The 12,367-nt window shown below is 71.4% G+C and carries 10 protein-coding genes; 5 read left to right on the top strand and 5 right to left on the bottom strand.

The window, feature by feature from the left end; genetic code table 11:
• The first annotated feature begins 1 nt into the window (after position 1).
• Positions 2-1,108, top strand: a complete 1,107-nt coding sequence (locus tag K8612_RS34945) for a hypothetical protein (protein ID WP_223765427.1) — start codon at positions 2-4, stop codon at positions 1,106-1,108.
• A gap of 3 nt (positions 1,109-1,111) precedes the next feature.
• On the opposite strand, the gene K8612_RS34940 is transcribed toward K8612_RS34945, so the two are convergent.
• Positions 1,112-2,566 (bottom strand): MATE family efflux transporter, encoded by a 1,455-nt coding sequence (locus K8612_RS34940; RefSeq protein WP_223739675.1) that lies wholly within the window; start codon positions 2,564-2,566, stop codon positions 1,112-1,114.
• A 223-nt stretch (positions 2,567-2,789) separates the two neighbouring features.
• On the opposite strand from K8612_RS34940, the gene K8612_RS34935 reads away from it, so the two are divergent.
• Both K8612_RS34935 and K8612_RS34930 read left to right on the top strand, forming a co-directional pair.
• The gene (locus K8612_RS34935; RefSeq protein ID WP_223739676.1) at positions 2,790-3,845 is read left to right on the top strand and encodes a DapH/DapD/GlmU-related protein; all 1,056 of its coding nucleotides are present in this window, start codon (positions 2,790-2,792) and stop codon (positions 3,843-3,845) included.
• Between the two features lie 43 nt (positions 3,846-3,888).
• Complete coding sequence (locus K8612_RS34930; RefSeq protein WP_223739677.1) at positions 3,889-4,134, top strand: hypothetical protein; 246 nt, start codon at positions 3,889-3,891, stop codon at positions 4,132-4,134.
• Here K8612_RS34930 and K8612_RS34925 read toward each other — a convergent pair.
• The 4 genes from K8612_RS34925 to K8612_RS34910 form a co-directional block, all read right to left on the bottom strand.
• Positions 4,131-5,279, bottom strand: coding sequence for an aromatic ring-hydroxylating dioxygenase subunit alpha (locus tag K8612_RS34925; protein WP_223765426.1), 1,149 nt, complete (start codon positions 5,277-5,279; stop codon positions 4,131-4,133). The genes K8612_RS34930 and K8612_RS34925 overlap by 4 nt on opposite strands.
• Positions 5,276-6,907, bottom strand: coding sequence for a GH3 auxin-responsive promoter family protein (locus tag K8612_RS34920; protein ID WP_373692163.1), 1,632 nt, complete (start codon positions 6,905-6,907; stop codon positions 5,276-5,278). Before K8612_RS34920 ends, K8612_RS34925 begins: the two co-directional genes overlap by 4 nt.
• A gap of 87 nt (positions 6,908-6,994) precedes the next feature.
• Positions 6,995-7,756 carry a hypothetical protein gene (locus K8612_RS34915; protein WP_223765424.1) on the bottom strand — a complete coding sequence of 254 codons (762 nt, stop codon included), beginning with the start codon at positions 7,754-7,756 and terminating at the stop codon, positions 6,995-6,997.
• A 4-nt stretch (positions 7,757-7,760) separates the two neighbouring features.
• Complete coding sequence (locus K8612_RS34910) at positions 7,761-10,610, bottom strand: FG-GAP-like repeat-containing protein (RefSeq protein ID WP_223765423.1); 2,850 nt, start codon at positions 10,608-10,610, stop codon at positions 7,761-7,763.
• A gap of 105 nt (positions 10,611-10,715) precedes the next feature.
• Between K8612_RS34910 and K8612_RS34905 the strand changes: the two genes are divergently transcribed.
• Both K8612_RS34905 and K8612_RS34900 read left to right on the top strand, forming a co-directional pair.
• A complete protein-coding gene (locus tag K8612_RS34905; protein WP_223765422.1) occupies positions 10,716-11,639 on the top strand; it encodes a fatty acid desaturase in 924 nt (307 codons plus the stop codon).
• Positions 11,639-12,265 carry a hypothetical protein gene (locus K8612_RS34900; protein ID WP_223765421.1) on the top strand — a complete coding sequence of 209 codons (627 nt, stop codon included), beginning with the start codon at positions 11,639-11,641 and terminating at the stop codon, positions 12,263-12,265. The genes K8612_RS34905 and K8612_RS34900 overlap by 1 nt, the downstream gene beginning before the upstream one ends.
• The last annotated feature ends 102 nt before the right edge of the window (positions 12,266-12,367 follow it).

Here is a 12,367-nt window from a genome sequence, read left to right as displayed (position 1 = left end):
CATGAGCCCCCTCCGCCGAGCCACCCGGGACGACAACGCCGCGCTGCTGGACCTGTTCGGCGACGTGCCCATGACCGGGGACCTGGTGCTCAGCACGCAGCGCTCGCCGGACTACTTCGGCCTCTTCGCCATGCAGCGCGGGGACGCGGAGGTCTGGGCCCACGGCGAAACCTCCCGCCTGGACGGCATGGGCGCCATCCACGTCCGCGACGGGTGGCTGGACGGCAAGCCGTGCCGCGTGGGCTACCTGGGCGATTTGCGCACCCGCTTCTCCGCGCGCCGCGCCCGGGGGCTGGCCCGGTTCTATGGGCCCGTGCTGGAGGAGACCTCCCGCCGCCATGGCGTGGACGTGTTCCTCACCGCCGTCATGGCCTCCAACGCCGCCGCGCTCCAGGCCCTGGTGCGCCGGGGCGCGTCCCGGGAAGCGCAGCCGCACTACCACCTGATGCGCGCGTTCTCCGCCGTCTCGCTCCAGTTCGTCCTGCGCCGCAAGCCGCGCCCCAGCCGCTACTCCGTGCGCCGGGCCACCGCCGCGGACGTGCCCGCCATGGCCGCGCTGCTGGACGCGGACCACCGCTCGCGCCCCTTCGGCTACCGCTTCGACACCGGCGAGCTGGAGCACCGGCTCGCGCACTGGCCGGGGCTTCGCGTGGAGGATTCGTTCCTCGCGTTCGACTCCGCCGGGCGGCTCGCCGGCTGCACTTCGGCCTGGAACCCCGACGCCGTGAAGCGCTACCGCGTGCTCGCGTACCGGGGCGGCATGAGGTGGGTGCGCCGGGGCTTCAACGCGCTCGCCACCGTCACCGGCGCGCCCCGCCTGCCCGCGCCCGGCGGCGACTTCCGCTACTTCTACCTCTGCAACACCAGCATCCCGTCAGAGGACCCCGCCGTCCTGCGCGCGCTGCTGGACGCCGTCTACGCCGCGTTCCACGGCCGGGGCTTCCACTTCTTCACCGTGCAGCAGGACGCCGGGGATCCGCTGGCCCCCGCGTTCGACTGCTTCATCCAGCGGAGGCTGGACTTCCACCTCTACGCCGTCACGCCCGCCTCGCGCCCCCCGAGGACCTTCCCCGGGGGACGCACCGGCTTCGAAATCTGCCTGCCCTGACGCTCACACCACGCGCGTCTTCCAGCGCCCGCGCCGGAACAGGACGATGCCCAGCACGGACATCAACGCGAAGGCCGCCGGCACCGCCCAGTACGCGCCCGCCGAGCCCAGGCCCACCGGATGGGCCAGCACCCACGCCAGCGGCAGCTCCAGCGCCCAGAGACACCCCAGGTCGATGAGCGTGGGCGTGCGCGTGTCCCCCGCGCCGTTGAACGCGGAGGTGATGACCATGCCGTACGCGCACGACAGGAAGCTCAAGGAGAAGATGCGCAGCGCCTTGGCCCCCTCGTCCACCACCGCCGCGTCCGTCGTGAACGCCTCCAGCAGCGGATGCGCGAAGAGGAAGAACGCCACGCCGATGCTGCCCAGCACCATCAGGTTGTACCTGCCCGCGAGCCACACCGCCTTCGCGCCCCGGTCCGGGTCCCCCGCGCCCATGCTCTGTCCCAGCAGCGTGGCCGCCGCGTTGCCCAGGCCCCACGCGGGCATCAGCGCGAACATCACGATGCGGATGGCGATGGTGTAGCCCGCCAGCGCCGTGCTGCCGAACGTCGACACGATGCGCACCAGCACCACCCAACTGGACGTGGTCACCAGCGCCTGCACCATGCCCGCGCCGGACAGCCGCAGCATCGCGAGCATCGTCGCGGGCTCCAGCGACACGTGCTCGCGCCGCACCTGGAGCCGGCCGTTGGACCGCACCAGCCGGAAGAGCTGGTACACCACGCCCGCGCTGCGGCCCAGGGTGGTGGCCCACGCCGCGCCCACCACGCCCAGCTCCGGGAACGGCCCCCAGCCGAAGATGAGACACGGCGCGAGCACGATGTTGAGCCCGTTGGCCAGCATCAACACGCGCATCGCGATGGCCGCGTCGCCCGCGCCCCGGAAGATGGCGTTGATGAGGAAGAGCAGCAGGATGCTCACCACCCCGCCCATCATCACGCGCGTGTAGCCCACGCCGTGCTCCAGCACCCACGGCGAGCCGCCGAGCGCCGCCAGCAGCGGCCGGGCGAAGACGATGCCCGCCACGGCCAGCACCGTGGAGATGACCACGCCCAGGCCAATGGCCTGCACCGCCGTGCGCGCCGCCCGCTCCGCGTCCTTCTCTCCAATGCGGCGGGCCACCATCGCCGTGGCGCCGATGCTCAGGCCCATGCCGGCCGCGTAGATGATGGTGAGGATGCCCTCGGTGAGCCCCACCGTGGCCACCGCCTCCGCGCCCAACCGGCCGACGAAGGCGACGTCCACCACGGCGAACACCGACTCCATGCACATCTCCAGCACCATGGGCACGGCCAGCAGGAAGATGGCCCTCCCGAGCGGCAGCCGGGTCAGGTCCTGCTCCGAGCCGTGCAGGGCCTCCTTCACCAGGGACCCCAGTCCCTGCTTCACGGCGTCGCGGCTGGCCACGGGCTCGGGCGCCTGGGCGTGGCGGTCCGCCAGCGGTGTCTCTTCCACGGGGTGAGGCCTTTCGAGAGCGAGGGGACTTCCTACCGCGAAACGCCCACACGTGGCGCCCAGCGACGCCGCTTCCTACGCCGCTGGCTCCCCACTCCTGACATCTGAAGGTGCCGCACCCACCCTCATCGGCCCGGCGGGCGAGCGTCCGCTGTTGGACGGGGGCGTCGTGCCTTTGGACAACATGCCCTTGGGAGGGCCGGGAGTAGCTTGCTGCATCCCGATGAGTTCCCTATCCGCGACCGCCTCTCTCCTGCCCACCGCGGTAGGTCCTCATTTCACCCTCGCCTCGTCCGCGCGACTGCTGGGCACCACGCAAGTGGGGCCCGGGGCCATCATCTCCCGCGGCGCGGTGGTGCGCTCGGTGGGGGGCTCCGTGACGTTGGGAGCCTTCTCCACGCTGCGCGAGGACGCGGTGGTGGTGGGCACGCCCGAACGGCCCACATCCATTGGCGAGAAGACCCTGCTCGGCCCGCGCTCGCTGGTGATGGGCGCGCGCGTGGGGTCCCTGTGTGACATCGGGGATGGCGCCATCCTGATGCCCGGCGTGACGCTGGGCGACCGCTGCCTGGTGGGCGAAGGCACGGTGTTGCCGCCGGGCATGACGGTGCCGGATCAATCCGTGGTGCTGGGCCGGCCGGGACAGGTCCTGCGGATGCTCTCCTCCGAGGACCTGACCCACCTGCAGCAGCGACGGGGCGGTGACCTGTCGCTCCCCGCCGCTCCATTGACTCCTTTCTCCGCGCGGGACCGCGCCGAGGACGCCCCCATGGGACAGTTGTATGCCTTTCGCGACCGTCACCCCTTCGTCCACCCCACCGCCACGCTCTTCTCCTCCGCGGAGGTGTCCGGTGACGTGGTCATCGGCGCGGGGGCCATCATTGGCGCGGGCGTGAAGATCACCGGCGACCTGAACGGCCCGGTGCGCATTGGGGCGCGGGTGCAGATCCTGGAGAACACGGTGCTGCACCTGCAGCCGGACACCATGCTGGTGCTGGATGAAGGCGTGGTGGTGGGCCCGGGCTGCGTGCTGCACGCGTGCAACCTGGGCGCGGGCACGGTGGTGGAGCCCGGCGCCATCCTCTGCGAGGGCAGCCACCTGGGCAAAGGCTGCCACGTGGCGGCCGGAAGCCTGGTGAAGGCGCGCGCGGTGTTCCCGGACTACGCGCTGGTGGAGGGCTTCCCCGCGGCGCAGGTGGGCACGCGCACGTCGCCGCCGGAGCCGCCGCGCTGGGTGCTCAGGCCGGAGGACCTGCCGGGCCTGCGGCGCATGGGGTGAGCGGGTTTGCACCGGCCGTGCGCCCTCTGGCAGGGTCGCGGCCATGGATTCCGTCAGTTCCCTCATCGAGATCGCGGGCCCGCTGCTGCTGGGCCTGGCGGCGGCGTGCCATGCGTCCAACGCCATGGCGACGCTGATGTGGCTGCATGAGCACCTGCCGCCGATGCCCTTCCCGCTCACCCTGGGGCTGATCCACTGGGTCTTCCTGGGCGCGACCTTCTTCTCCGGCTACTGCCTGGCCCTGATTCCGTCCTCGGGGGCCGAGGAGACGCAGGCCAGCACGGTCTAGACCCAGAAGACCACGTCGCGCTCCGCGTCCTCGGGGCCGGGGCCGTGCGCGCCTTCGCGCAGCCAGCGGCGGTACGCCTCGATGTCCGCGTGATGCAGGTCCGCCTCCGTGCTGGAGTACACGCCGCCGCCGGGGCCGTCCGTCAGTCCCTGGCGCTGCGTCTCCATGATGACGACGTCCTGCTGGATGACCTGCCGCGTGTACCAGCGCACCAGCGGCGTCAGCGCCCGGCCCACCCATGCGCCCGGCACGTCCACCGGCAGACGGTAGCTGATGGCCGTGTACACGAGCGTGTCCGTGGGCCCGATGGGCGTGCACTGTGAGTTGATGGCGAAGCCGCTGTCACCCCACTGGTAGTCCACGCGCGTGACGTTGGGGACGATGAACTCATCCGTGTGCACGAGTGGCAGGCCGCGCGGGTTGAACAACCGCCCCAGGCCGGTGAGCGCGTCCTCCTCCTGGTGGTAGGTCATGCGCACCCGGCCCGCGTGACGCTTCACGGTGGAGGGGACGCGCTTGCGTGTGGGATTGCGGAACCAGCCCCGGTGCACGAAGGACGTGTGCGGCACGTCCATGAAGTTCTCCACCAGGTTCGTCACGCCGTTCGCGAAGCGCGTGACCATGAAGTACACGGTCCAGCCGCGCTCGCCCCAGTAGGGGACCCGGAAGGGCTCCGCTCGGGCCTGTGTCACATCCTTGCCCAGGTAGACGTAGACGAGCCCGTCCTGTTCTCGCGTGGGGAAGCGCGCGAGCTGTCCCACGTCACAGGGCGCTGGCTTGAGCCCTTCGTGCGCGCAGGCTCGCGTGTCCAGCTTCTCGCCGCGTTGGGGCGGGCCCAGCGCGGGGATCTCCACCACCGTGCCGGACGCGTCGTAGACCCAGCCGTGGTACGGGCAGCCGAGCCGTCCGTCGAAGACGTCTCCTTTCGACAGGCGCGCGTTGCGGTGGAGGCAACGGTCTCGCAGCGCGGTGGGGGTGCCGTCGGGTCCCCGGAAGAGGACCAGCCCCGTGCCGAACACGGTGCGCGCGACGGGCTTGTTCGCGGGCAGCTCCGTGGAGAGGCAGGCCACGTACCAGAAGTCCTTCAGCGCGCCGCAGCGGGCGAGGTCCGCCTCCGCGTCCAGGTCCACCGTGGGCATCGTCATGACGTCCCTCTTCCGAACCACTCCGCCCAGCCGGCCTGACGGTGCAGGTCCACGGGCTTGATGTCGCCCGCGCGCTGACCGAGTTGGATGCATCGGGCCTCGTAACGCCGGGCCCCCTGTGTCACGCGCACCGCGCGCACCGGGCCGAGCTGCCCCAGCTCCCGTGCGTAGCGGTAGTGATGGCCTTCGCACAGGGCGCGCTCCACCTTCGCGGCCAGTGCGTCGGTGGGTTGATCCGTCTCGACGAACAGACGGTAGGCCGGCGGTGTCCCCCACTCCGGCGCGAGCATGGCGAAGGCGGGACGCGTGGGGCCCAGCGCGGCATCCAGGACCGTGCCCACTCGCGAGGCGGAGAGCTTCTCGCCCACGAGATCCGAGACCGCGTCAGCTCGGCCGAGGAACCGCAGGCAGGGCGTCGCGTGCACGAAGCCCTCCACGCGGACGAGGTCCCCCAGCCGGTAGCGCAGCAGCCCGCCGGACGTGGAGAGCAGTACCGCATAGGTGCGTCCCGCCGTCAGCTCGTGCGCCAGGAGTGGGCGTGCGTCCGGGTGCTCCGGATCCATGAATTCGATGAAGTGGCTGCGGACCGCGAGCACCGGCGCGGGTGCTTCGAAGAGGGGCACCGTGAGGACGCCCTCCGTGGCGAGCAGGCCCTTGCCCTGGACCTCGACGCCCGGGAAGCGGCGGCATGCGCCGGCCACGGCGTGCGAGGCCTGGGCGTCCGTCCACATGCTCAGGAGCGCGAGCCCTGGCCAGAGCGTGCGCGCGGAGGGCAGCCCGTCACGCAGCACCCGGGCTCTCGGGATCTCACGCACGCCCTGGAGCCCCTGTACGAGCGCCGTCCAGGCAGGGTCGTTGCCCACGGGCGCGCCTTCCGCGTCGTGTTCGGGGGGCCGCAGCGTGCCGCGCTCCAGGTCCTCCGCGAGCCGTTCGCCGTGCCGCTCCAGGGCGTCCATCAGCAACGTGAGGAAGCTGGGGTTCCAGACGCTGATCAACGACAGGTTCGTGCACCGCACGAGGTACCACAGCGTGACGTAACGGCACGGTTCGACGTGGGGAGCCTGGCCCACCGAGCCCGGCACGGCGAAGACGCGCGAGAGCAGTGGCTGCAACGGGCGCGGGAACCACGCGCTGTCCTCCGCCGAGCCCACCGGGATGCCTCCCGAGGTCCTGTGCAGTCTCCGGCCCAGCGGGGAGATGGACCAGTAGCTGGGACCCTCGCGCACGGCGGGACGGCGAAGGAAGACCTCGTGCAGCATGGGCGCGAGCGCGCGCTGGAACTCGCGCAGCAGGCCCTGTGTCACCGGCACCCGCTTGGACGCGCCCGAGGAGCCACCGGATAGCTCGAAGCGCAGCACGGGTTCGCGCGTGAGGACCCGCGCTTCTCCTCGCGCGATGCGCTCGACGTCTTCCGCCACCGTGTCCGGCGTGGTGATGGGCACCGCGTCCTGGAACTCCCGAGCGGTGCGGATGCGACCGAAGTGCGGCACCCGCGCCGCCTGTGCCGTGCCCTCCACGGCGCGGAGGATGCGTGTGAGGCACTCCGCCTGCGCGGCTTCAGGCTCGCGCAGCGCATGACGGAAGCGCAGCGCGGACGGCGTCAGCGCCGCCATCGTCGCGGACAGCATCGTGCGGGAAGTCAGCACGCCTCACCTCCGCACGGAGCAGCGAGCCGCGCGGACGGCATCAGCCGAGCCATCGTCGCGGTCAGCACGTCACGTCCCCACGCGGACCCGCGAGGCGTCCCGCTCTCGTCGTGCCCAGCGGCGGAGCTGGCCCCAGACACTTCGTGCCAGCGCCCTCGCCAGGTCCCAGCCGCGGATCTCCACCAGGCACACCAGCTCCTCGCCCTCGGCGTGGCCGGGGTTGCGCTCCGCGAACCAGGCGATGTGCGGATGGGCCGCCGCGTCGCGGTCGATGGGCGAGACGCCGTCCCTCACCCGGTAGTGCTCGCCATCGAAGCGCAGCGTCCCCTTCGCCGCGTCGTATTGCGCGCCGAACCACCGCGTCGCCAGCCCGTGCAGGAACTCCGAGCGCCCCTCCGGCGGCGTCCAGTCCCGGCGCGGATGCGTGCGCGGGAAGTAGTTCACCGCCAACAGGTACGTCTTGTATCCGCCCGACAGGAGCAGCCAGTACAGCGGCCTCCACGGCCGGCGCAGCTTGCGCGCGAGCAACAACCTCCCGAACACCACCTGCAACGTCTTGTGGCCCCACCAGTCCGGATGGATGACCGTGTCTCCCGAGTACAGCACCTCCACACCGTCCTCCTCCGCCACCCGCACCGTGCTGAACCCCACCAACTCCCGCGTGCGCCGGGCGTGCAGCAGGAACACCCACTGCTTCGCGTCCAGGTCCGCGTGGAAGCGCTCGGCGCTCACGCCCACGTAGCAGCACTGCATCAGCGCCAACATCCGCGCCCGGGTGCCGGCGTCCAGGTCCTCCCGCCGCACCGTGGTGCCCTTCATCGCGGAGAGCATCGCCTCAGGGCCCTCCCCGCAACGCCGTGGGCGCGGGAGGCTGGCGCACCTCCTGGTAGCGGTCCGCCTCCAACGTCACCTCCTGCGGCGGCGCGCCATACCAGTGGATGACCGCCTTCACCGGCCCCGCGTGACGCCCCAGACCGAAGTGCAGCCGCGGATCCGCCGACGCGGAGAACCCGCCCATCAGACCCACCTCGCGCACCTGCTCCACGCGCTGGCCGTTCTCCTCGTAGGACACCACCACGCGCGTGCCCACCGCGCTCCGGTGCGTGCGCTGACCGTCCCCCACCAGCGACAGCCCGACGAAGTGAGCAGCCGGCTTCGCGTCCGTGGCGCTGGCTCGCAGCGTGTTGCGGTACAGCGACACCGGCGCGTGCTGGTTGGTGATGAGCACGTCCAGGTCGCCGTCGTCATCCAGGTCCGCCATCAACACGCCTCGCGAGTTGTCCGGCGCCTCGATGCCCACCTCCTTCGCCACGTCCACGAAGTGTCCCGGCCTCGCGTCGCCCAGGTTGAGGTACACGCGGCGCGCCTCGTTCGGATAGAGCACGCGGCCCCGGATGTCGCCCCACTTGTCCGCGTACGTGTGCACCTCCGGGCCGGACTGCATCAGCTTGTGGTTCACGTACCAGTAGTCGTTGCGCTGTCCCGCCGGGATGCGCCACTTCTCCGCGTCCAGGCGCGCGTCCACCATGCCGTTCGCCTGCACCAGGTCCGGCCACCCGTCATCATCCAGGTCCCCCGCCGCCGCGCCCCAGCCGAAGCGGCGCTCGTTCAGCGCGCCCCGGAAGGTGGCCTCGTCCTGGAAGCGGGGCACGAAGGCGTCCTCGCCCGGCCCCACCATCCACAGCAGGCTGCCCTCCGCCTGGAGCGAGTGGTGCACGTTGGACACGTACACGTCCAACCAACCGTTGCGGTCGAAGTCCGCGACGCTCGCGTTCATGCCCTTGTACGTGTCGCGGCCAATCTCCCCGAAGCGGTCGCCCACGAGGTGCCGGAAGTGCCGCCCGCCCTCGTTCAGGTAGAGGTCGTCCGGCCCGAAGTCGTTGGCCACGTAGAGGTCCGTCCACCCGTCGTGGTTCAGGTCCACCGTGCTCACCGCGAGCGACCAGTGCGTCTCCTTCAGGCCCAGCGCGTCCACGTCCTGCTTCTCGAACGTGCCGTCCCCCCGGCCCCGGTAGAGCGCGTTCTTCCCGCCGTTGTTCGCGTTGTGCCAGCCGTCATGCATGAAGCGCAGCATGCGGCGGTCCCCCGCGGACTCCGGCTCCGGCAGCTTGAAGAGGTTGAGCGGCGGCGCGGGCTCCGGGTAGTCCGGCAGGTGCGTGGCCATCGCGTTGAGCACCAGCAGGTCCAGGTGCCCATCACGGTCGTAGTCCAGGAACGTGAGCCCCAGGCTCACCGCGTGGTCCGTCACGCCCGCGGACTCCGTCACGTCCTCGAAGCCCGCCGTGCCCGTCTCTCGCAGCGTGTTGCGCAGCAGGCGCACCGGCCCGAAGGCCACCGCCACCGCGAGGTCCAGGTCCCCGTCCCCATCCCAGTCCACGAACGTCCCGCCGCCCGCCAGCCCCTCCTCCTTGTAGCGGGTGGCGAAGCGCTCCAGCGCGGGCACGGGGACGCGCTCGAAGCGCAGCCCGCCCAGGTTGCGGTACAGGCCCGCGTGGTGCTCCGGCGTGCCCAGCGGGTGCGTGAGGAACAGGTCCAGCCTGCCGTCCCCGTCGAAGTCGCCGGTGGCCACCGCGTCGCCTACGGCAACCAGCCACTTGGCGACGTGGGCCACGCGCGGATCCAGCTCCTCCAGCGTGTGTCCCATCCGCGAGTCCAGGCCCGCCTGCTGGAGGTCCTGCGCGTCCAGGCGGAACGCGAGCGGCGCCTGGCGCTCCCCCTGCGCCGCCGACACCGCGTAGCCCGTGGCCAGCACCGCCCCGAGTCCCCCCACCACGCCCACGCGCTTGACCATGTCCGGGGCCAGGAGCCGGCGCAGCGACGCGCCCCGGGTGCGCCACAGCTCGCGCGCGTGCATGAACACGAAGCGGCAGGTGGCCACGGTGAGCGCCGCGTAGAAGAACGTGTAGACGCTCTCCTTCAGGTGCAGCACCAGGTCCACGCAGGTGATGGCCAGTGCGACCAGCACCTGGGCCTTCGGCGTCGCGGGTGACGTCGCCGGGTCGGTGAGCATGTAGAAGACGAAGATGAAGAACGACGGCGCGCCCAGCGTGCCCAGGAACAGCACCTCCGGCGGCAGGTGGTGGCGGAGGATGAACGCTCGCAGCGCCGTCTGGAGCGCGTAGAAGGTCAGGAAGCTCACCACCAGCCAGCCGCGCCCCACGCGGAAGAAGAACAGCACCAGCGCCGCCATCACGATGAAGGCCGACAGCGCGACCTCGCCGTTGGCCCACTGATAGGCCGGCGCGGCGGTGATGAGCTCGCGCGTGGTGAGCAGCGACACGGCCACCGCGAACATCGACGGGTTGAAGACGTGCCGCCCCTGGAAGGTCAGCACGTACTTGGAGCCGATGGCCAGCCACACCGGCAGCCACAAGAGCGTGCTCGCGTGCGAGTAGTTCAGCAGCAGCGCCAGCGAGCAGCACGAGATGTACGCGGAGAGCGGCAGCTCCTTGCGCCGCTTGAGCACCCAGCCCAGGACCGCGTCCAGCAGCGTGCCGGAGACGACCAGGAAGGCCATCTGCCCGGGGCTGCGGTTGAAGCCGAAGAAGGTGAAGCCCAGCACGCCGTAGAGCGTGAGCAGCGCCGCGAAGGGCAGCCGCGGGTCGTTCCAGCGGGGGAAGACCCAGCCGCCCCACTCCACGCGCGTGCCCGCGAGGGCCGGCTGCGTCGGCACATCCACACTCATGATTGACCGTCCCGGTGCACGCGCGGAGCGTGCCGCGCCCGTCTCCGGGTGTCCAATCCGCGCGGGGCTTGCGTCCGGCGCCCATGCGTGGAGTCCTGGCACCCGATGTCCTCTTCCCTGCCTCGCCGCGCGGCGGTGCCTCGCGAGCTGCTCGTTCCCGCAACGCCCTCCGGACTGCTGCGCCTGGCGGCCGTGGAGTGGGCGGGGATGGCCCTGGGGTGGGCGGTCATGGCTTGGGCTCCTCCGGTGCTGAGGCCGTTGGCGGTGCTCGCCGTCGCGGGACGGCTGCATGCCCTGGGCGTCCTGCTTCATGACGCGGTCCACCTGCCTTCGCGAAGACGCGAATGGAGACTGTGTCTGCTGGAGGCCGTCGCGGGATATCCCATCGCGTCCACGCTGGCGGCGATGCGCTACCACCACCTTCGCCATCACCGTGACGCGGGGCTGCCGTCGGATCCGTACCGCAAGCCTCCGGATGGAGGACCGCTGCGCACGGCGTGGCGGTGGTTCCTGCTCCTGAGCGTGATTCCCGGCTGGGTGCTGCGGGGACCGGTAGGGCTCTGCGCGTGGGTGCTGCCTTCGCTGCGCACGGCGTATGGGCGCGTGTTCCTCCAGGACCGCTCCGGGCGGGTGCTTTCACGCGACGCGGAGGTGGCGGCGTGTGTTCGGGCGGAGGTGGGGCAGGTGCTGTTCCACCTGGGCGTGCTGGCGCTGGCGGTGCGGTGGCCTTCGGCGGTGCTGTGGGGATATGGGGTGCCGTTGCTGGTGGCGTCCGGGTTCAACGCGTACCGGCTGCTCGCGGAGCACACCGCCGCGCCCGTACAGGGGCGGACGCTGGGGGATGTGTTCGCGTGCACCCGCGACCATGGGCTCGGGTGGTGGGGGCGGCTGGCATTGGCGCCCCGGCACATCGGGATGCACGTGGTGCATCACCTGCACCCGCAGGTGTCCCTCACGCACCTGCCCCGGCTTCGCGCGTGGTACGTCGAGCGGTTTCCCCATCACTATCCCCGGCCCCGTTCCTCCTGATGCTCACTTCGTCGACGCGGGTGTTCCTGGTGGTGGCGTTGCTGGCGTGCGCGAGCGTGGCGCTGGGGTTCCGGCGCCGGCAGAACGCGCAGGGCGGCCGGGGTGGGCGCATCTCCGGGCCGAAGCTGGCGTGGCTGCTGTACGCGGTGTTCCTCTGGTTCCTGGTGTGCCCGCTGGTGGCGCTGGATGCGTCCGTGCCGCTGGAGGCGCGCCTCGTGCTGGGGGCGTTCGCGGTGTCCATGTGGCTGCGCGGTGCCGCGGAGCTCTACATGCTCTATGTGTCGCGCAACTGGCGGCCACCGTATGGCGTGGGCCATGACCTGGGGTGCATCGCGCTGGTGGGGGCGGGGCTCGTGTACACCGGGGAGAAGTGGGCCGGAGTGCTCGATGGGCGCGATGTGTGGGCGCTGGCGTTGGTGGGCCTGGTGCTGGTGAGCCTGATGGTGGAGGTGGCGTACGCGGCGCTGTTCCACCAGGCCGTGGAGGGACGCACCACCGGCGAGGACGGCGTGTGGTTCGCGGACGCGGAGCAGGAGCGGTTCCGGCGCATCAACCGGCTGACGCTGGCGCTCAACGTGCCGCTGTATGGAGCGCTGGCGGTGTGGCTGGTGCTGGGGATGCGGTAGCTACACCACGGGCTGGCGCCAGGCTTTGGACAGGTGGCCGGGGTGGGTCCGGTTGAAGCGGTGGAGCAGCTCCTCCCGGCCGTGCTCCAGCAGGTACGTGAG

The sequence above is a fragment of the Corallococcus sp. AS-1-6 genome, from assembly GCF_020037015.1.
GTDB lineage: Bacteria > Myxococcota > Myxococcia > Myxococcales > Myxococcaceae > Corallococcus.
This window is presented reverse-complemented; position numbering and strand designations above follow the sequence as displayed.

Excerpts from the sequence above, each read along its gene's own strand:
- K8612_RS34900 (WP_223765421.1), top strand. The coding sequence starts at position 11,639 with ATGCTCACTTCGTCGACGCGGGTGTTCCTGGTGGTGGCGTTGCTGGCG.
- K8612_RS34935 (WP_223739676.1), top strand. The coding sequence starts at position 2,790 with ATGAGTTCCCTATCCGCGACCGCCTCTCTCCTGCCCACCGCGGTAGGT.
- K8612_RS34920 (WP_373692163.1), bottom strand. The coding sequence starts at position 6,907 with ATGCTGTCCGCGACGATGGCGGCGCTGACGCCGTCCGCGCTGCGCTTC.
- K8612_RS34930 (WP_223739677.1), top strand. The coding sequence starts at position 3,889 with ATGGATTCCGTCAGTTCCCTCATCGAGATCGCGGGCCCGCTGCTGCTG.
- K8612_RS34910 (WP_223765423.1), bottom strand. The coding sequence starts at position 10,610 with ATGAGTGTGGATGTGCCGACGCAGCCGGCCCTCGCGGGCACGCGCGTG.
- K8612_RS34945 (WP_223765427.1), top strand. The coding sequence starts at position 2 with ATGAGCCCCCTCCGCCGAGCCACCCGGGACGACAACGCCGCGCTGCTG.
- K8612_RS34925 (WP_223765426.1), bottom strand. The coding sequence starts at position 5,279 with ATGACGATGCCCACGGTGGACCTGGACGCGGAGGCGGACCTCGCCCGC.
- K8612_RS34915 (WP_223765424.1), bottom strand. The coding sequence starts at position 7,756 with ATGCTCTCCGCGATGAAGGGCACCACGGTGCGGCGGGAGGACCTGGAC.
- K8612_RS34905 (WP_223765422.1), top strand. The coding sequence starts at position 10,716 with ATGTCCTCTTCCCTGCCTCGCCGCGCGGCGGTGCCTCGCGAGCTGCTC.